This is a genomic window from Arthrobacter sp. TJ-266, assembly GCF_058269115.1.
Window position 1 is genome coordinate 172,021 of record NZ_JBZCNC010000004.1, and the last position, 19,455, is coordinate 191,475.

The 19,455-nt window shown below is 69.7% G+C and carries 16 protein-coding genes and 1 tRNA gene; 8 read left to right on the forward strand and 9 right to left on the reverse strand.

Features of this window, described 5'->3' with window-relative positions:
* Window position 1: 1 nt before the first annotated feature.
* Genes ilvA through AC4D12_RS12470 form a run of 3 tightly spaced genes read right to left on the reverse strand, consistent with a single transcriptional unit; the run spans window position 2 to window position 3,592 of the window.
* Entirely contained in the window at window positions 2–1,294 is a 1,293-nt protein-coding gene (ilvA, locus tag AC4D12_RS12460) for a threonine ammonia-lyase (protein WP_490950648.1), read from the reverse strand.
* A gap of 11 nt (window positions 1,295–1,305) precedes the next feature.
* Window positions 1,306–2,640, reverse strand: coding sequence for an AI-2E family transporter (locus tag AC4D12_RS12465; protein ID WP_490950252.1), 1,335 nt, complete (start codon window positions 2,638–2,640; stop codon window positions 1,306–1,308).
* 34 nt (window positions 2,641–2,674) lie between these two features.
* Window positions 2,675–3,592 carry an aldose 1-epimerase family protein gene (locus AC4D12_RS12470; RefSeq protein ID WP_490950253.1) on the reverse strand — a complete coding sequence of 306 codons (918 nt, stop codon included), beginning with the start codon at window positions 3,590–3,592 and terminating at the stop codon, window positions 2,675–2,677.
* A 93-nt stretch (window positions 3,593–3,685) separates the two neighbouring features.
* Between AC4D12_RS12470 and AC4D12_RS12475 the strand changes: the two genes are divergently transcribed.
* The 3 genes from AC4D12_RS12475 to galK are packed head-to-tail and all read left to right on the forward strand — an operon-like array spanning window position 3,686 to window position 6,761.
* Window positions 3,686–4,486, forward strand: a complete 801-nt coding sequence (locus AC4D12_RS12475) for a DeoR/GlpR family DNA-binding transcription regulator (RefSeq protein WP_490950254.1) — start codon at window positions 3,686–3,688, stop codon at window positions 4,484–4,486.
* Window positions 4,483–5,607 carry a galactose-1-phosphate uridylyltransferase gene (gene galT / locus AC4D12_RS12480; protein WP_490950255.1) on the forward strand — a complete coding sequence of 375 codons (1,125 nt, stop codon included), beginning with the start codon at window positions 4,483–4,485 and terminating at the stop codon, window positions 5,605–5,607. The genes AC4D12_RS12475 and galT overlap by 4 nt, the downstream gene beginning before the upstream one ends.
* Window positions 5,604–6,761 carry a galactokinase gene (gene galK, locus AC4D12_RS12485; protein ID WP_490950256.1) on the forward strand — a complete coding sequence of 386 codons (1,158 nt, stop codon included), beginning with the start codon at window positions 5,604–5,606 and terminating at the stop codon, window positions 6,759–6,761. The genes galT and galK overlap by 4 nt, the downstream gene beginning before the upstream one ends.
* Window positions 6,762–6,925: 164 nt before the next feature.
* On the opposite strand, the gene AC4D12_RS12490 is transcribed toward galK, so the two are convergent.
* The gene (locus tag AC4D12_RS12490; RefSeq protein WP_490950257.1) at window positions 6,926–7,807 is read right to left on the reverse strand and encodes a Bax inhibitor-1/YccA family protein; all 882 of its coding nucleotides are present in this window, start codon (window positions 7,805–7,807) and stop codon (window positions 6,926–6,928) included.
* A 314-nt stretch (window positions 7,808–8,121) separates the two neighbouring features.
* Between AC4D12_RS12490 and AC4D12_RS12495 the strand changes: the two genes are divergently transcribed.
* The 5 genes from AC4D12_RS12495 (at window position 8,122) to AC4D12_RS12515 (ending at window position 13,256) form a co-directional block, all read left to right on the forward strand.
* A complete protein-coding gene (locus AC4D12_RS12495) occupies window positions 8,122–9,525 on the forward strand; it encodes a branched-chain amino acid ABC transporter permease (RefSeq protein ID WP_490950258.1) in 1,404 nt (467 codons plus the stop codon).
* A gap of 9 nt (window positions 9,526–9,534) precedes the next feature.
* A complete protein-coding gene (locus tag AC4D12_RS12500; protein ID WP_490950259.1) occupies window positions 9,535–10,515 on the forward strand; it encodes a branched-chain amino acid ABC transporter permease in 981 nt (326 codons plus the stop codon).
* Complete coding sequence (locus AC4D12_RS12505; RefSeq protein WP_490950260.1) at window positions 10,512–11,657, forward strand: ABC transporter ATP-binding protein; 1,146 nt, start codon at window positions 10,512–10,514, stop codon at window positions 11,655–11,657. The genes AC4D12_RS12500 and AC4D12_RS12505 overlap by 4 nt, the downstream gene beginning before the upstream one ends.
* Window positions 11,657–12,397 carry an ABC transporter ATP-binding protein gene (locus AC4D12_RS12510; protein ID WP_490950261.1) on the forward strand — a complete coding sequence of 247 codons (741 nt, stop codon included), beginning with the start codon at window positions 11,657–11,659 and terminating at the stop codon, window positions 12,395–12,397. Before AC4D12_RS12505 ends, AC4D12_RS12510 begins: the two co-directional genes overlap by 1 nt.
* Window positions 12,398–12,545: 148 nt before the next feature.
* Window positions 12,546–13,256 (forward strand): hypothetical protein, encoded by a 711-nt coding sequence (locus tag AC4D12_RS12515; protein WP_490950262.1) that lies wholly within the window; start codon window positions 12,546–12,548, stop codon window positions 13,254–13,256.
* Window positions 13,257–13,500: 244 nt separating this feature from the next.
* On the opposite strand, the gene AC4D12_RS12520 is transcribed toward AC4D12_RS12515, so the two are convergent.
* The 5 genes from AC4D12_RS12520 to AC4D12_RS12540 all read right to left on the reverse strand — a co-directional run bounded on the left by AC4D12_RS12520 (window position 13,501) and on the right by AC4D12_RS12540 (window position 19,238).
* A complete protein-coding gene (locus tag AC4D12_RS12520) occupies window positions 13,501–14,898 on the reverse strand; it encodes an ABC transporter substrate-binding protein (protein WP_490950263.1) in 1,398 nt (465 codons plus the stop codon).
* Between the two features lie 227 nt (window positions 14,899–15,125).
* Window positions 15,126–15,198 (reverse strand) — tRNA-Leu (locus tag AC4D12_RS12525).
* Window positions 15,199–15,295: 97 nt separating this feature from the next.
* Complete coding sequence (locus AC4D12_RS12530) at window positions 15,296–16,735, reverse strand: NAD(P)/FAD-dependent oxidoreductase (protein WP_490950264.1); 1,440 nt, start codon at window positions 16,733–16,735, stop codon at window positions 15,296–15,298.
* 66 nt (window positions 16,736–16,801) lie between these two features.
* Window positions 16,802–18,274 carry a S8 family serine peptidase gene (locus tag AC4D12_RS12535; RefSeq protein WP_490950265.1) on the reverse strand — a complete coding sequence of 491 codons (1,473 nt, stop codon included), beginning with the start codon at window positions 18,272–18,274 and terminating at the stop codon, window positions 16,802–16,804.
* Window positions 18,275–18,290: 16 nt separating this feature from the next.
* A complete protein-coding gene (locus AC4D12_RS12540; RefSeq protein WP_490950649.1) occupies window positions 18,291–19,238 on the reverse strand; it encodes a Ppx/GppA phosphatase family protein in 948 nt (315 codons plus the stop codon).
* Window positions 19,239–19,455 lie beyond the last annotated feature (217 nt).

The following is a 19,455-nucleotide window of genomic DNA, read 5'->3' on the forward strand; positions in this document are numbered from 1 at the left end:
GTCAGCCCCGGATGACGACCGGCTGGAAGCCCTCCGCGCGGAGGGCACTGAGGACCTCCTCGCAGTGCGCGTCGCCCTTCGTCTCCATGTTGATGGTGATCGCGACGTCTCCCATGCTGATCGAGCCGCCCACCCGCGTGTGGTCCACGCCGGTGACGTTGGCGTCCGATTCCGCGATGATCCTGGAGATGGTCGCGAGGGATCCGGGGCGGTCGTCGAGCAGCATGCGGACCACGAGGAAGCGGCCCGCCGCGGCCAGACCGCGCTGGATGACCTTGAGCATCAGCATGGGATCGATGTTGCCGCCGGAGAGCACCACCACGGTGTTGCCGGGGTCGGCACCGTTCTCGGTGAGCTTCCCGTCGAGGAGCGCGGCGACGCCCACGGCACCCGCGGGCTCCACCACCATCTTGGAGCGCTCGAGGAGGAAGATGAGCGCCCGCGCGAGCGAGTCCTCGCTCACCGTGACGACGTCGTCGACCAGTTCACGGATGATCGAGAAAGGCAGCTGCCCGGGCCTGCCCACGGCGATGCCGTCCGCGATGGTCGAGACCTTCGTGAGGGGCACCAGTGCATCGGCCGCGAGGGACGGCGGGTAGGCGGCCGCGTTCTCGGCCTGCACCCCGATGACGCGGATGGTGCGCCCGAGCTCGCGGGCGCGCGCCTTGACGGCCACCGCGACCCCCGCGAGGAGCCCGCCACCGCCGACGCCGATGAGGATGGTGTCGACGTCGGGGACCTGCTCGAGGATCTCGAGGCCCATGGTGCCCTGTCCCGCCACCACGTCGACGTCGTCGAACGGGTGCACGAACACGGCGCCGGTCTCGTCGGCGTAGCGCTTCGCCTCGGCGAGCGCCTCGTCCACCGTGTGCCCGTGCAGCACCACCTCGGCACCGTGGCCGCGGGTCGCGGCGAGCTTCGGGAGCGCGACGCCGAGCGGCATGTAGATGCGCGCGGAGATGCCGAGGCGCGCGGCGGCGACCGCCACACCCTGCGCATGGTTGCCGGCGGAGGCGGCGACCACACCGAGCGCGCGTTCGGCGGCGTCGAGCTTCGCCATCCGGTTGTAGGCACCGCGGACCTTGAAGGAGCCCGCGCGCTGGAGGTTCTCGCACTTCAGGGAGACGGTCGAGCCGGTGAGCCGGCCGAGGGCGCGTGACTGCTCGATGGGCGTGCGGGCGATGACACCCTCGAGCGTGCGGTGGGCGGCCTCGACGTCGGCGAGCGTGACGGGAAGCTCGGGGGGGCGCGTGGCGGAGGGGTCGAGCGCTGCGGGCTCGAGGGGCGGGGCGATGGTCTGCTCGGTCACTGGGTGATCTCTCTGGTGAGGGTGTCGTGAGGTTCCTGGGGGCCGGCCGACGACGGGGAGGTGGAACCCTCCGCCGTCGCCGGCCCGCTAATCCCGGAACCGGACGCCGTACCGGGCCAGCCTGCCGCGGCCACCACCGGGTCGTACTCCCACGCCCGGTGCGCGATGTACCGGATCGACGTGTTGAGCACCGCCAGCAGCGGCACGGAGAACAGGGCCCCCGGCACGCCAGCGAGCAACGTCCCGCCGGCCACCGCGAGCACGACTGCGAGGGGGTGCAGCGCGACGGCGGGGCCCATGATGAGCGGCTGGAGGATGTGGCCCTCGAGCTGCTGCACGAGGAGCACGATCACGAGCATGACGACGGCATTGACCCAGCCGTTCGCGACGAGTGCCAGCAGGACCGCGACGGAGCCCGTGGCGAGGGCGCCGACGATCGGGACAAAGGAGCCGAGGAATACGAGGACGCCGAGCGGTAGGGCGAGCGGGACCCCGATCACGAAGGCACCGAGACCGATGCCGATCGCGTCGACGGCCGCCACGAGCATCTGGACGCGGACGTAGCTGGCCATCGACATCCAGCCGCGACGGCCGGCGCCGTCGACGGCCGCCCGCGCGCGAGCGGGGGCGAGCCCCACCGCGAAACGCCAGATCCTGCCGCCGTCGAGGAGGAAGAAGATCAGGGCGAAGACGGTGAGGAGGGCGCCCGCGGCCACGTGCCCCGCCGTCGTGCCGAAGGAGAGCGCCCCGTTCAGGATCGACGCGCTGTTGCTCTGCGCGGCGTCACCGAGATCCTGGAGGTACTGGTCCACCTCCGCGCCGGTGAGCTGGAGCGGACCCTGCGAGAGCCAGTCGAGGAGCTGCTGCACGCCGGCCCGCGCCTGGCCCCACAGGCTGGCGAAGCCCATGGCCAGCTGGCTGCCGACGAGCGTGAGGGCTGCGGCGATGACGCCGAAGAACGCGATGAGCGTGATGGCGACGGCGGCACCGTTCGGCATCCGGCGACGATGCAGCAGGTTCCTGATCGGCATGAGGAGGGCGGCCAGGAGGCCCGCGACCATGAGCGGGATGACCAGCAGGGAGATCTGGCTGAGGAGGTAGATGAGGACCCCGCCCACGGCGATCACGAGACCGACGCGCCAGGACCAGGACGCCGCGACCCTCAGGGCGAACGGGACGTCGGGGTCCTGGACATCGACCACGGCGTCGTGTCGCTGCGTCTGGCGGATGCCGGGCGGCTGCTCCGGGAGCGGAGCCACCAGTGCGTCGGCACCACGACGCACCACACGCTGGAGGGCGCGTCGGGACTTCGCTCCGGGGAGACGCTGCATGGGGCAATCCTTCCACAGAGGAGCCCCCGCTCCGCTACCCCAGAGCTGGCAGTATCCCCCACGTCGCCGAGAAGGACGCGCCGGGTTCCAGCCATCTCAGCCCCCGGCCGGAGTTCAGGGCGTCGGCGGGCGCCGTCATCGGTTCGACGGCGACGGCCTTCTCGACCCCGGGGTAGATGGTGCTCACGTAGACGTGGATAAAGGCGAACGCCTCCTCGGCCCAGAGCGTCACACTGCGGCCGTCCGGTGCGGACAGCACGTGGCGGTACCGCCCGTCGGCCGGTGTGATGTCGGTGAAGGCGGCGTCGAACTCGATGTCACCGATGCGCCGGCCGTCCCGGAGGTCGAGATCGCCGGACACCGCCTCGGATCCGGTGGGGATGGAGCGCTCGTCGGTCCGGAACACCGTGGCCGCCTGCACGGTCAGGGTGAGGTCCTCGGTGGGGACGTCGGAGATCTTCAGGTACGGGTGGGCTCCGAGGGCGAACGGTGCGGCGGCCGCCGACAGGTTGGTGAGCTCCTGCGTGACGGTCAGCTGCTCCTCGGTGAGCCGGTACGTGGCGCGGTGCAGGAGGTGGAACGGGTAGCCGTGCTGGGGGAAGATCTCCGCCTCGAGGACCACGTGCGAGGTCCCGACGTCCGCCGCGTGGTACCCGGTGTTGCGGAGGAGCCCGTGGGTGGCGTTCCCCTTCGAGGGCTCGGTGATGTCGAGCTGCTGGTCCACGCCGTCGAGCACCCAGCGTCCACCCGCCACGCGGTTGGCCCAGGGAGCCAGCAGGATCCCGCTGCCGCCCACGGGGATGTCGTCGTCGCCCCAGGTCTCGGTGAGGGCCACTCCCCCGTGCTCGTAGGAACGCAGAGCGGCCGCGAGGCTCGCGATGACGGCGCGGGCCGGGCCCGCCGTGAGGGTGTGGTTGTGTCCGCTTGCCGGTAGCGCAGAGGGCGAGGTCATGGGCCGATGTTACTGCTGCCACCCGCCTCCGCGCCTGTGGTATTTTTTGTTCGTTTGAGGTAGGAAGTGTTCGAATCGACGAGAGGCCGAAGCATGCTTGCCGCGCAGCGCCATGCGGCGATCCTCGATCTGCTCGCCCAGGAGCCCGCCGTCCGGGTCAGCGGCCTCGCGACCTCCCTCGGGGTGTCGGAGATGACCATCCGCCGCGACATCGACGTCCTCGAGGGTCGCGGAGCACTCCTCCGTGTCCACGGGGGTGCCGTGAGACCGGGCTCCCTCAGTTCCGTCGAGGCGGGGTTCGACGTCAACCGGCACCGCGGGAGCGAGGCGAAGCGGCTCATCGCCGAGGCCGCGGTGTCGCTGCTGGCGCCGGGCATGACGGTCTCCATCACCGGCGGCACCACCACGTACGCCCTCGCCCCGCTCCTGGCGCGCATCGACGGACTCACCGTGATCACGAACTCGCTGCCGCTCGCGGACGAACTCCACCGGCTCCGCACCGAGGCCCGGCCAGGGAATGCCCCGCACGTGCTGGTCTCGGGCGGTGAACTCACGCCGTCGAAGGCCCTGGTGGGCCCGCTGGCCACCGCAACCATCTCCTCGCTGCGGGCCGACCTCTGCTTCATGGGCGCCCATGGCGTTGACCCCGACGCCGGGATCACGACGCCGAACCTCGCCGAGGCCGAGACGAACCGCGCCTTCGCGCGGACCTGCGCGCAGCTGGTGGTCCTCGCCGACGCCAGCAAACTCGGCGTCGTCAGCCTGGCGCGGGTCGAGGACCTCTCCGCGAGCTCCGCCCTCGTCACCGACCGCAGACCGCCGGACAGCTACACCGCCCTCACCCGCATCATCCGTGAACCCGTGCCCGCCCCGACCCCCGAGGACCCGTCATGACCCACATCACGCCCACCAGGCTCTCCGACGGACGGGAGCTGATCTACTTCGACGCGTCCGCCGAGAACGCCGCGCGCCACGCGTCCGCGGACCTCGTGGACCTTCGCGGCCTCCCGCCACGCGGGCCCGCCGGCACCGCGCGCTACGACGCCCTGTCGGGTGAGTGGATCGCCGTCGCGGCCCACCGGCAGAGCCGCACGCACCTCCCGCCGGCCGATCAGTGCCCGCTCTGCCCCACCACGCCCGGCAACCTCTCGGAGGTACCTGCCGCGGACTACGAGGTGGTGGTGTTCGAGAACAGGTTCTCCTCCTTCGGCCCCGATCTCGGCGTCCTGCCGGACACCCCGCCGTGGGGCACGACGACGACGGCGTACGGCCGCTGCGAGGTCGTGGCCTTCGACCCCGCGCACGAGGGCTCCTTCGGATCATTGAGTCCCGAGCGCGCACGGACCGTCGTCGACGCCTGGGCGCAGCGGACCGAAGCGCTCTCGGCCCTGCCCGGGATCAAGCAGGTGTTCTGCTTCGAGAACCGCGGTGCGGACATCGGCGTCACCCTGCTCCACCCCCACGGGCAGATCTACGCCTACCCGTTCATCCCGCCGCGCGCCGCGACGCTCGCCGCACGCGCCCTCGAGTTCCACCAGGCGTCCGACGGCACGCGGACCCTCATGGGTGACGCCTTGGCCGCCGAGCGGGGATCCGGCGACCGCATGATCCTCGAAGGCGAACACTTCAGCGCATTCGTCCCTTTCGCCGCGCGCTGGCCGCTCGAGGTGCACCTCGTCCCCCACCGCCAGGTGGCGGACCTCGCGGGCCTGACCGGCGAGGAGCGTGACGAACTGACCACCGTCTACCTCGACGTGCTCGGCAGGCTCGACGCGCTCTACCCCACCCCCACCCCGTACATCGCGGCGTGGCAGCAGGCGCCCGTCGACGACGTCCTGCGTCCCGCCAGCTACCTGCACCTCCAGCTCACGTCGCCCCGCCGGGCCGCCGACAAGCTGAAGTTCCTCGCCGGCTCCGAGGCCGCCATGGGCGCCTTCGTCAACGACACCACCCCGGAGAAGGTCGCGGACGCCCTCCGCGCGGCTTCCCCCGCCACCCGGAAGGACCAGCCATGAACACCACGCCCCTCGACCTCGCGTCGGCCTTCACCGAGCGCTTCGACAGGGAACCGGACGGGCTCTGGGCAGCTCCCGGCCGCGTCAACCTGATCGGCGAGCACACCGACTACAACGACGGCTTCGTCCTGCCGTTCGCCATTCAGCACTCCACCACCGTCGCCGTCGCGCGCCGCCCGGACCGGATCGTCCGGGTGGCCTCGATGGTCACGCCCGACGACGCCCCCGTGACGGCGGACCTCGACGAGCTCACAGAGGGGTCCGTGGACGGATGGGCCGCGTATCCCCTGGGCGTCCTCTGGGCCATGGAGGAATCGGGGCACCGCTGCCCCGGCCTGGATATCCTCGTGGACTCCACCGTCCCCGTCGGCGCCGGGCTCTCCTCGTCGGCGGCCCTCGAGTGCTCCGTCGCGGTCGCGGCGAGCGAGCTCTCCGGCGCGGACGTCTCACGCCGGGACCTCGCCGTCATCGGCCAGGTCGCTGAGAACCGCATGGTCGGCGCGCCTACCGGGATCATGGACCAGTCGGCGTCCCTCCTCGGCGAAGCCGGTCACGCCGTGTTCCTCGACTGCCGGTCCGGGGAGTCACGCCTCGTGCCGCTGGACCTCGAGGGGGCAGGGCTCGAACTCATGGTCATCGACACCCGCGTCAGCCACTCCCACGCCACCGGCGGGTACGCGGCGCGGCGACGCTCGTGCGAACTCGGCGCCGAACTGATGCAGGTCCCCGCACTCCGCGACCTGTCGGTCAAGGACCTCGCGGAGGCCACGGGCGTGCTGGACGAGGAGACCTTCCGACGCGTGCGGCACATCGTCACGGAGAACGCCCGGGTCGAGGACGCCGTGAAGGTGCTGAGCACCAAGGGTCCGGCCGATCTCGGCTCGCTGCTCGTGGCGAGTCATGCCTCGATGCGCGACGACTTCGAGATCTCCTGTCCGGAGCTCGACACCGCCGTCGACGCCGCCCTGGACGCCGGGGCGATCGGTGCGCGCATGACGGGCGGCGGTTTCGGTGGATCCGCCATAGCGCTCGCGAAGGTGGGCGACGTCCCCGGCATCCGCGCGGCCGTGGAGCATGCCTTCGCAGTAGCGGGCTTCCGCGCCCCTGGCGTCTTCAGCGTGCTCCCCGGAGCGGGAGCCGCGCGCATCGCCTGAGGCCGATCCCGCGCCCCTACGACCGCGTCATAGGGACGGGATGACGTCGGCAGGGTCGGAGCGTCGGTACCTTCGACGCCGAAAGATGAGCGTCGCGTCGACGAAGAAGGACCCGCAGCCTGGAGGCTGCGGGTCCTTCATCGTGATGACTAGTCGAGGCGCAGTTACTCGCTGCTGCCGCGAACGATGGCGATGATGCGGAGGATCTCCACGTAGAGCCAGATCAAGGTGACGGTGAGGCCGAACGCCGCCGTCCACGAGTACTTCTGAGCGGCACCCTGACGGACGCCCTCGCTGATGGACGTGAAGTCGACGATCAGCGAGAAGGCTGCGAGGCCGATCGCGAGCAGGCCGATCACGAGTCCGAAGGGGATGCCCTGCTCGAAGCCGAACATGCCGGCGGTTCCCGGGATGCCCTGGCTCCGCAGACCGAACATGCCACTCGTTCCGCCGAAGATCATCAGTCCGAGATTCACCAGCGAGAAGACCGCGTAGCTGATCATCGCGATCATGAAGAACTTCATCGCCTTCGGAGTGGCGCGTACCTTGCCGCTCTTGAACAGCGCCAGCGTCACACCAAAGACCACGAGCGTGCCGAGGACGGCCTGCATCGCGATACCGGGGAACATGCTCTCGAGGAACATCGTGATACCGCCGACGAACAGGCCCTCGAGCCCGGCGTAGGCGAGGATCAGGGCCGGCGAGGGTTCACGCTTGAAGGTGTTGACCAGCCCGAGCACGAATCCGCCGAGAGCGCCGACGATCATGAGCGGCAGGGCGAGGCCAGGCAGCAGGAAAGCAGGGATCGCCGCGCCGACGAGGACGACGCCGAGGCAGAGCAGCGTCTTGACGATCACGTCGTCGAAGGTCATGCGCCCGGTCTGCGAGGGGCCGGCGGACGGCTGGTTGTACATGTGCTCCAGCTGCTGCTGGTTCGCTACCGCTGTTCCGCCGTATGTCGCGGTGCCGAAGCCGGCGGTCTCGTTGCCGCGGGCAGCAGAACGGAAGTTCTTCCCGTTGAAGACCGGATTGCCGCCAAGTGCCATGTCTGTTGTTCCTCCATCGAAGTGCTGGGTGGTCTTGCGACCTTACCAAGTGCAACGGTCCGGCCGCCGGAATGTTCCCGCTGACGCCCCGGACACCACACCCTTCGCTCACCGCGGAATGGAAAGACTCCTTACCACAAGGGCGGAGCACCCTCGAAGCCTTTTCGTTACCCAATCGCTACCTTGCGCGCGGGCTTTTGCGAAGTGTCGAAACATGCCCCTAGTAACATGATGCGCACGTCCGTGACAGTCGTCACACCTGTTGATCCCGATGGTCTGCCATCGGGCCTGCCCCCACCGTGGAGGTTCCCATCTTGATCACCCTATCGACGCCTGCGCGGATCCTGAGATCCCTGCTGCTGGTGCTCGGCCTCCTGGCCGCGGTGCTGCTCGGCGCTCCAGCGGCGCATGCGTCTCCCCCAGCCCCCGTACCGGCCGCCCATCCAGCGGTCCATGCCGCAGCCGATGTGTCGACGGAGACGCTCGCGCGGACCCCGGCCCACGCCATCGCGAACGTCGCCGCCAACGTCCCCGCCCAGCAGTTCGAGAACCGCATCGGTGGAGTGCTCCGCGGCGTCGACGGGCCCATCGAGGGCGTGACCATCACGGCCACGGGCAACGGCTTCGAGGAGGAGGCCATCTCGGGGGCCGACGGTCGCTGGACCATCGGCGTCCCCGAGCAGGGCACGTACGAGGTGTCCCTGGACGAGGACACGCTGCCGGAGGGCATCGCACTGGCCGAGGGCCAGGAGAACCCCCGTCAGGTCACCTTCGCGAACACCTCCAGTGTCAGCACGCTCTTCCTGTTCGGCGAGGGGATCGTCTCGCAGCAGGCCTCCTTCGCGGACACGCTGGCCGAGCGCGCACTGGCCGGGTTCAGCTTCGGGCTCCTCCTCGCGCTCAGCGCCGTCGGCCTCTCCCTGATCTTCGGCACCACGGGTCTGACGAACTTCGCCCACGGCGAGATGGTGACGGTCGGCGCGGTCCTCGCGTTCGCCTTCGCCGCCACCGGACTGCCGATCGCGGTCGCCATCGTCCTCGCGGTCGTCGCCGGTGGAGCACTCGGGTACGCGCAGGACGCCGGGCTCTGGAAGCCGCTCCGCCGACGCGGGACCGGTCTCGTCCCCATGATGATCGTGAGCATCGGCTTCGCCCTCGCGCTGCGCTACATCATCCAGTTCTTCTTCGGCGGCGCCACGCAGCAGCTGCCCGGTTCGCAGAGCGAGATCATCGACATCGGTTCGGTCTCCATCTCGACGAACAACCTGACCTCGCTGATCGTGAGCCTGGTGATCATCCTGATCGTCGCGTTCCTGCTGCTCCGCACCCGGATCGGCAAGGCCACCCGCGCGGTGGCCGACAACCCCGCGCTCGCGGCGGCATCGGGCATCGACGTGGACCGCGTGATCCGGATCGTCTGGGTCATCGGCGGCATGCTCGCGGCTCTCGGCGGCATCCTCTGGGCCTACTACCGGCCCGGCGTCTCCTACAACATGGGGCAGCAGATCCTGCTGCTCATCTTCGCCGGCGTGACCCTCGGCGGTCTCGGCACCGTCTTCGGGGCGCTCGTCGGCTCCATCATCGTCGGACTGTTCGTGGAGATCTCCACCATCTGGCTCGAAGCAGACCTCAAGTACGTGGGAGCGCTGCTGATCATGATTCTCGTGCTCCTCTTCCGGCCACAGGGCATCCTCGGCCGCCGAGAGCGCATAGGTTAGGGGCTCGTCATGGACTTCGGAAACATCCTCATCAACGCCTTCGGCGAACTGATCAGCCCCACCACGGCGGCCTACGCCCTGGCGGCGCTCGGCCTCGCGGTGCACTTCGGCTACTCCGGGCTGCTGAACTTCGGGCAGGCCGGCTTCATGGCGGTCGGCGCCTACGGCTACGCCATCGCGACACTCTCGTTCAACGCCCCCCTGCCCGTCGCGGTCCTCGTGGCACTGCTGGCGTCGGTCGTCTTCGCGATCGTGCTCGGCATCCCCACATTGCGCCTCCGGGCCGACTACCTGGCGATCGTGACCATCGCGGCCGCCGAGATCATCCGGTACATCGTGACCACCAACGGCCTCACCGACGTCACCGGTTCTGCCAACGGCCTCGCAGCGTTCGAAGGCGGCTTCTTCGGTCTCAACCCGTTCCCGCCGGGAACGTACAACGTGGGTCCGCTGGCCATGAACGAGCGCGACCTCTGGATCCGCATCGTCGGCTGGAGCGTCGTCATCATCGCGTGCCTCGTCGTCTGGCTCCTCATGCGCAGCCCTTGGGGCCGCGTGCTGAAGGGTATCCGCGAGGACGAGAACGCCGTGCGCTCGCTCGGCAAGAACGTGTACGCCTACAAGATGCAGGCCCTCGTGATCGGCGGCGTGCTCGGCTCGCTGGCCGGGATCATCTTCACGCTGCCCCGCGGCGCCGTGCAGCCCGCCAACTACGCGACGGAACTGACGTTCTTCCTCTACACCTGCCTCCTGCTGGGCGGCATGGCCACGGTCCTCGGACCGGTGATCGGCGCCATGATCTTCTGGGTGGTGCTGTCCCTCACGCAGGGGCTGCTCTACGGCGCGATCGAGGTGGGCCTGATCACCTTCCTCTCTAACGCGCAGGTCGGCCAGCTGCGCTTCATCCTCGTGGGTGTGGCCCTGATGCTGCTCATGGTCTTCAGGCCGCAGGGAGTCCTCGGTAACAAGAAGGAGTTGGCGTTCGCATGACCACCAACAGCAACGACAGCAACCACGCCAACGGCGGCTTCCCCGCGCACGACGACGGCACCTCCGCCTCCGGCGCCCACGCGGCGGACGCACCGCTGGACGCGCCGGCCGGCGTCGCGCCCTCGCCCGGTGCGTCCGGGTCTCACGCGGCGACCGCGGTCTCCGACGATCCGATCGCCTCGGACGTCGCCGGACCCGGGTGCCGGAAGAGCGATCCGATCGTGATCGCGAAGAACGTGACGCGGAGCTTCGGCGGCATCAACGCCGTCGACGTCGAGCACCTCGAGATCCCCCGCCACAAGATCACCGCCCTCATCGGCCCGAACGGCGCGGGCAAGACCACGCTGTTCAACCTGCTGACCGGTTTCGACACCCCGAACAGCGGTGACTGGGAGTTCGACGGCAAGCCCCTCGCGAAGGTCGCCTCGCACAAGGTGGCCCGTATGGGCATGGTGCGTACCTTCCAGCTCACCAAGGTCATGGGCAAGCTCACGGTCATGGAGAACATGCGCCTCGGAGCCACGGACCAGCCGGGCGAGAGCCTCGCCCGGGCGCTGTTCAAGGGCATCTGGGGTGGTCGCGAACGGGAGATCACCGAGCAGGCCGAGGTACTCCTCGCCAAATTCAAGCTCGACACGAAGCGCGACGACTACGCCGCCTCCCTCTCGGGCGGGCAGCGCAAGCTCCTCGAGATGGCACGGGCCCTCATGGTCCGGCCACGGCTCGTGATGCTCGACGAGCCGATGGCGGGCGTGAACCCCGCGCTCACGCAGTCGCTGCTCGACCACATCAAGGACCTGAAGTCCGAGGGCATGACCGTGCTCTTCGTGGAGCACGACATGCACATGGTCCGCCACATCGCCGACTGGGTGGTGGTCATGGCCGAGGGCAAGGTGGTGGCCGAGGGCCCGCCGGACGTCGTCATGAAGGACCAGGCCGTCATCGACGCGTACCTGGGCGCTCACCACGACGTCGACCTCGGTGACTCCACCGGCATCGAACGCCTCGAGGAGGAGCTCGCGAACGACGAGGGATCCGTGGTCGGGACGGCGGACGAGGGCATCCTCGGCCACGGCGTCACCGAACTCGGCGGGACGCACTCCCCCGACACATCGGGGCACAGGAACGAGGAGACGAAGTGATGGACGAATTCGAGGGCGACTCCGTCGTCAAGGTCACCGATCTCGTCGCGGGATACCTCCCCGGCGTGAACATCCTGAACGGCTGCAGCATCGAGGCCCGCCGTGGTGAGCTCATCGGGATCATCGGCCCGAACGGGGCCGGGAAGTCGACGCTGCTCAAGGCGATGTTCGGTCTCGTGAAGGTGCATTCGGGCACGGTGGTGGTCCGCGGTCAGGACCTCACCGGGCTGAAGGCCAACCGGCTCGTGAGCCGCGGCGTGGGGTTCGTCCCGCAGAACAACAACGTCTTCGGGACCCTCACCATCGAGGAGAACCTCCAGATGGGCATGTACCAGCGCCCGAAGGACTTCAAGGAGCGGTTCGAGTTCGTCACCGGGCTGTTCCCCGAGCTCGGCAAGCGGAAGGCGCAGCGCGCCGGCTCGCTCTCCGGCGGCGAGCGGCAGATGGTCGCCATGGGCCGCGCGCTCATGATGGACCCCGCCGTGCTGCTGCTGGACGAGCCCTCCGCCGGCCTCTCCCCGGTGAAGCAGGACGAGACGTTCCTGCGGGTGCACGAGATCAACCGCGCCGGCGTCTCGGTGATCATGGTGGAGCAGAACGCGCGCCGTTGCCTGCAGATCTGCGACCGCGCGTACGTGCTCGACCAGGGCAAGGACGCGTACACCGGCACCGGTCGCGAGCTCATGAAGGACCCGAAGGTCATCCAGCTCTACCTCGGGACGCTCGCGGACACGGCCTGACACTCCGCGCCGCGGCGGTCCGGTAGGCAAGCAGACCGCCGGAGCGCAAGGGGCGGGTGGTACCGGCAACGGTGCCGCCCGCCTTTCGTGTGTCCGGCTACGTTGGAGGAGCCGGACGAGCGGCACATCGGAGGAAGGACGCCCCTACATGGCGGGAACCGTCAGCAGTGTGATCGGCACGGGTTTCGAGGTGCTCTTCCGAGGCATCAAACACGTACGGCGTCACCGGCCCATCCACTCCCGCGGTCTCCGCCTCGACGGCACCGTCGTGGTCCACGCGCACGGACTCGTCAGCGGCATCTCCTGGGTGGACCAGCCGGGCGAGAACGCCGTGACCGCCCGCGTCTCCCGCTCCGCCGGTACACCGGACGGCCTGCCGGACGTCGTCGGGCTGGCGGTGCGAGTCCATCACCAGGAGTCCGGGAGCATACCGTCGACGTTCTCGGACATCCTGCTCTCCTCGACCGGGTGGTCCTACCCGAGCCGCTTCGTCCTCGTACCGCGCCTGAGTGTCTCCCGCGCACCGCTGACCACGATGATGCCCTACAAGGGCGAGGAGGGGCCCGTGCTCATCGGCGCGAGGACGCTCTCACCCTCCGGCCTGCCGGCGTCGCTGCGGGGCTTCACGAGGGTCCTGGGAGCAGCATCGTGGGACGTCGGCCTGTTCTTCGCGCACCCACGCGAGCGCTGGCAGCGGTTCGGTACCCTCACTCTCCGCCTCGACCCCGGGGCCGAGGAGAAGCACCTGCGCTTCGACGCCGTGCTGCATCCCCTCGCGGGCGCCCAGACCTACGAGTGGGCACGCAGGGTCAGGGAGCCGTCCTACGCCCTCTCACGCCGCGAGCCGGGAGAGGGCTGACAGGAAGCGCGGGGTGGTCCGGCTCGATCCGGTAGCACCTGCACGCCGTCGGTGTCCGGCACGGGCACCGGCACCTGCACCTGTTCCTGCCGATGAAGCCCGGCAACGACGATGGAGTTCGGCTAGGACAGAGTTCGGCAACGACGAAGCCCCGGCCGCCCGATAGGGCTGCCGGGGCTTCGCCGTCCGGGAGCCAGGGCCTGAGCCCCGACGTTCCCGTCCGTACCGTCAGTGGTGCATCGAGCTAGAGCTTGCCCACCTCGGAGCGGCTCGGCTGCGGCACATTGTCGGCGTCGTACTTGTAGATGCCGATGGCGGCCTCCGTGGGATCACCGTTCGCATCGAACGAGACCGGACCGGAGATGCCGTCGTAGTCGATGTCCTCGCCACCGCGCAGGAGCGTGACGCACCCGGCGAAGTCGAAGCACTTGGTGCCGTCCTTCGAGACTCCCTCGAGCTCTCCGGCGATCGCCGCACCCTCGACGCTGCCTGCAGCCTCTGCTGCAAGGGCGATGAGGTTCACGGAGTCGTAGCTCTCACCCGCGTAGGCGTAGCTGGTCAGCGCAGGATCCACGGTGGCCAGGGCTTCCTGGAATCCGGTTCCGGTGAAGGGGCCGGGGATGGTGCCCTGCGCTCCTTCCAGGGTGCCGGGCTCGAGGTCCGCGCTGTAGTCCGAGGTGTTGCCGTCCACCATGAACAGCGAGGTGGGATCGATGCCCTTGGCGATCAGCAGCGGCACGATGCTCTTGGCCTCGTCGAAGCTGATCAGGACGATCGCGTCCGGAGCCGCCGCAGCGATGGCGTCGACCTGGCTCGAGAACTGCGAGTCACCGGTGTTGAACATCTCGTTCGCGACGACCTGTCCGCCTGCGGCCGTGACGGTCTCCTCGATGTTGGTCTGGAGACCCGTGCCGTAGGAGTCGTTCAGCGTGATCATGCCGACGGTCTGGGCGCCGCAGTCCATGATGTAGTTGCCGAGCGTGCGGCCCTGGAGAACGTCTGAGGGGGCGGTGCGCCAGTAGAGGCCCTTGTCGTCCCAGTCGGTGAACTCGGGTGATGTGTTGGCGGGCGAGAACTGCACCACGCCGGCTCCGGTGATCTGGTTGATGACGGTCTTCGAGACGCCCGAGGACGCGGCGCCGATGATGGCGCTGACGTCCTGCGAGAGCAGGTCCGTGACGGACTGCGTCGCGATGTCCGTGGTGGTGTCGCCCGAGTCGCGGTGCGTGATGGTGATGTCCTGGCCCAGCACGCCGCCGGCGGCGTTGACCTCGTTCACGGCGAGATCGACACCCGCGATCTCCGGGGGGCCGAGGAACGCGAGCGTTCCGGTGGTCGGCAGGATGGAGCCGAGCTTCAACGGCACCGGGCTCGTCGTGGCACTCGCCGGGACTGCAGCGGGATCGCCCTTCTCACCCTGCTCCTCGCCGGCGCCACCCTCGCTCTCGGCGCAGGTCAGTGCCGAGGCAGCAGCGGCATCAGTTGTCTCGGTGGCCGCGTCGTCGCCGCCACCCTCGGTGCCCGAGCTTCCACCGCAGCCGGAGGCGAAGAGCGCGATGCCCAGGCTGAGGGCCGCGATCTTGGCCGTGCGTGGGGCATTGTCCCCGATGCCGAACCACGCCGAGTTGCGTGTTGCAGTCATTGATTAGTCTCCTCGACCGAAAGGCTCTTGCTGCCTTTGATGCGCTGCCAGGTGTTCCTGGCTTAGGGGAAAAGCTAATGCAATTTTGTGTCCGAGATAAGGGAATCGGGTTACATCCTTGTAACGCTCATCACAGCGGGCCCGACGCACTCTTGACAGGGGACGACGAAGGGGCAGGTGTCCCTCGGGGACGCGGTACCGCTCTGCGCGCCGCGAGAAAGTTCAGGTGCCCCAGCAGGGACTCGAACCCTGACTGAACAGATTTTAAGTCTGCTGCCTCTGCCATTGGGCTACTGGGGCCGCGAGCCGCCTCAGCCTATCGCGCTCGCAACGAGGAACGACGACGGACCGCAAAGGGCCGTCGTCGTTCCGGGGTTCGTTCCACCGACCGGTGGGGTCAGGCGGACGCCTTCGCGGCCGCAGCCTGGCCCGCGGGCGTGGGGGGCTGGCTCTGGAGAGCCGTGTCCTTCTTCGGCGGCGGGGTGGCCGCCTCGGTGAACTGGCGGCGGGGTTCCTGCAGGTCGGGCAGCGGCGCGAGGTCACGCCCGAACAGGAAGCTCATGCTCCAGTTGGTGATGACACGCGCCTTGCGCTCGTACATCGGCATCGCGAAGCCGTGGTAGAAACGGTGCGCGAGCCACGCGGGCAGGCCCTTCATGCCGAAGCCCATGATGTTCGCGACGCCCTTGAACTGGCCGAAGCCGGCAACGGCTCCGAGGTTCGTGTGGCGGTACTCCTTGACCTCACCCAGCCCGTAGTTCGCGGCGAGGACGTTGGCTGCGAGGAGCTTGGCCTGGCGCACGGCGTGCTGGGCGTTGGGGACGCAGAACCCGCCCACGCCGCCTCCCGTGAGGTCGGGAACGGCCGCGACGTCACCGGCGGTCCACGCGTGGTCGATCGGGCCGTCGTCGCCCGTGATCCGCAGGTCGGGGGTCGCGCGGATGCGTCCGCGCTCGTCCACCGGGAAGTCGGTGGAGCGGGCCACGGGGTTGGCCTGGACGCCGGCGGTCCAGATCAGGGTGTCCGTCCCGAACTCGTCCGCCGGCGTCTTGTCCGGCATGTTGATGAGCTTGAGGTGGCCTCCCACCGCACTGGAGAGCGAGGTGTTGAGGAGCACCTCGATCTGGCGCGAGCGGAGGTGCCCCACGACCCACTCGGCCTGCTCGGCGGTGACCTCGGGCATGATGCGCCCCATGGCCTCGACGAGGACGAAGCGGAGATCGGAGCGGTCCAGGCGGGCGTTGGCCTTCACGGCGTCGCGCGCGGCGTCCTCCATCTCGGTGATGGTCTCGATACCGGCGAACCCGCCGCCCACCACCACGAAGGTGAGGGCGCGGTCTCGCTCGGGCCCCTCGGGGAGCACGGACGCCGTCTCGATGCGCTCGAACATGCGGTCGCGGAGCGCGACAGCCTCCTCGATGGTCTTGAGACCGATGCCCTCGTCCTTGAGGCCGTCGATCGGGAACGTGCGCGTGATCGAACCGGCCGAGACGACGACGTCGGTGTAGCCGAGCTCGAAGGAGTCCCCGCCGCCGGTGGGCGCGATGGTGGCCGTACGGGCCGCGTGGTCGATCGAGGTGACCTTGCCCGTGATCAGCTCGGTCTTCTTCAGGTGCTTGCGGTGGGAGACGACGGCGTGCCGCGGCTCGATGCTCCCGGCAGCGACCTCGGGGAGGAACGGCTGGTAGGTCATGTAGGGCAGCGGATCCACCAGCGTGACGATCCCGCCGTGGTCCCTGACCTTCTTCTGCAGCCTGTGAGCGACGTACAGGCCGACGTATCCGCCGCCGACGACGAGGATGCGCGGGCGGTCGGAGAAATGAGTCTTGGTTGCCATGGGCTCGATGCTACCGGAGTTTGTGAAAACGTTCACTAGCAGGCGGGCCGTCCGGGAACGCCGCCGTCACTCCGGTCGTTGAGGGCCCGCCGGGACCCGTTCGATCAAGCCCGTGTCGTCCTCCGAGGCCGGTGCCGGGCGCCGTCGGACCCGCGCCACGTGCAGCGCTCCGCCGACCAGCATCGCGAGCATCAGCCCTCCGAACCCGAGCACGACGACGGCGGGAAGCGGATCCTCCGCGGCTCCCGGATCGACGGCCACGGGAGCCGGCTTCGCCGGCACCACCTGCGCCGGGGCCACGCTGGTCGGTGCGGGCGTCGGCGCCACCGGACCGTCCCCACTGCGGCGGTAGAGCCCGATCCACTCCGCCATGCTCCCCAGCCGGTTGTCCTCGGGCACCGGGACATCCGCTCCGACGGCGGCTGCGACGTCGAGGATGCCGTAGCCGTACAGGGTGTCGAAACCCGGCGCTCCGGCGTCGCGCGCGGTTCCCACGATCCTGTTGACCACCTGTGCCGCGGTCAGCTCGGGATACTTTGATCGGATCAGGGCGGCGACTCCCGCGACGAGCGGGGCCGCGCCCGAGGTCCCGGACCACTCCGCGTACTGGCCACCGGGCAGCCCTCCGACGAGGCCCTCCGAAGGTGCCGCCACTGCGATGCTGATGCCCTCCGAGGAGGCCTCCGCGCTCGCGACGCCCGACTTGTCGAGGCCCGCGACGGCGAGGACACCGGGAATGGTGGCGGGTGCGCCCACCTGGGTGAGCCCGCCCGCGCGGTTGCCCGCCGCGGCGACCACGACGACGTCGTTCTGCTCCGCGTAGAGGAATGCCTCGTCCCAGCTCTCCGGCCAGGCCGTGCTCGTGCTGCCGAGCGACATGTTGATCACGTCGGCACCGTTGTCCACGGCCCAGCGCACGGCGACGGGGATCTGCTCGTCGACGGTCACCCCCGCTGGATTGGGTCCGCTGGTCTGCCCGTCGATCCAGACCGAGACGGCCAGGAGGTCCGCCTCGGGAGCGACACCCACCACCCCGTCCGGACCCGCGCCGTAGCGCTCGAGCGGAGGGACGGTCGGCGCAGGACTCGGCGGCGGCGTCTCCTTCTCGCCCGCTTCCGCGCCCGGCGTCGCCGTCGCGCTGGGCCCCGAGGTCGACGACGGTGCGGGTTGCGCCCCGTGTCCCCGTCCGGCCAGGAGCGTGGCCACGAGCGTGCCGTGGCCCGGGACCTCACCGATGCCGCGCTGGCCCGCCGGATCGCCGGCGCCGGAGGCATCCGTGCCCCCGACCACCGCGCCCATGAGATCGGGGTGGGTCGGATCGACGCCGCTGTCGATGACCGCCACCGTGACGCCCTCGCCGAGCGTGGTCTTCCACGCCTCGGCGATGCCGTACTCCTCGAGCCAGTACTCGCGGCTCCTCACCTCGTCAGCCGCCGCGGGGCCTGCGGGCAGCACTGTGGCGGGCACGACGACCAGCCCCGCGATCAGGACGGCTGCGAACGCGGGGAGAGTCGGGCGTATACCGACCCGTGTCCGCATCCGTGTACGTGGGTGGTCAGGCATGGCGCTCGGCCACGCTGAGCGCGATGCCATCCAGGATGTCGTGCTCGCTGGTGACCACCGTGGACACGCGCCCCCCGGTGACGCCCGCGATGCGGCGGACGACGCAGGCCCAGATCAGCGCACCGGCGCCGATGACGTCGACGCGGCCCGGGTGCATGAACGGCAGAGCGGCGCGCTGCTCGCGGGTCATGTGCAGCAGATCCGACGCCGCGGAGACGACCGCGTCGACGGGCAGCTCGGCGCCGTGGATGCTCGCCGGCTCGTAGGCCGGGAGCCCGAGGGCGTGCGCGGTCACCGTGGTGACGCTGCCGGCCACTCCGATGATCCGGGTGACGTCCGCGAGGGGCACCTCCGCTGCCGCCTGGTCGATGAGCGCGGCCACCTCCGCCTCCATCCGGGCGATCTGATCCGCGGTGGGTGGGTCGTCCTGCAGGAAGCGCTCGGTGAAGCGCACGCACCCCATGTCGGTGCTCCGGGCGGCCAGCAACCCGGCGGACGTCCCCGCCACGAACTCGGTGCTGCCCCCGCCGAGGTCCACCACCAGCACCGTCTCGTCCGTCGCGGTCCCGAGGACACTGACCGCACCGGCGAAGGACAACCGCGCCTCCTCGTCGCCCGTGATGACCTCGGGCTCCACCCCCAGCCGTGCGCGGATGCCGTCCACGAACACCTGGCGGTTCTCGGCGTCCCGTGAGGCGGAGGTGGCCACGAAGCGGACCTCGGGGCTGCCGTGCCGGCGGATCAGCGCTGCATACTCCTCTGCGGCGGCGAACGTCCGCTCGAGCGCGGCGTCGGACAGCCGACCCGTCGCATCGACGCCCTCACCGAGCCGCACCACCCGCATGAGCCTCTCGACGTCCGTGAGTGAACCGTCCGGGCCGACGTCGGCGATGAGGAGGCGGATGGAGTTGGTCCCGCAGTCGATGGCTGCCGTACGCACGTGGGCTCCTCGGGAAGTGGTGGGTGAAACCTGGGAAGCGGCGGAGATCGGGGCGGTGACGTCGCGGGGCGCTGAATCGGCGCTTGAGCGGGGTCCGGAGTCGGATCCCGATCCGCCGCCGGGGATCGCAGCCGAGCCGTGATCAACACCGGACCCGGCGCGACGCGCGGCGCGTTTCGCCTCGAGCTCGGCCGCACCGAGTCCCTGCGTCCGTGTG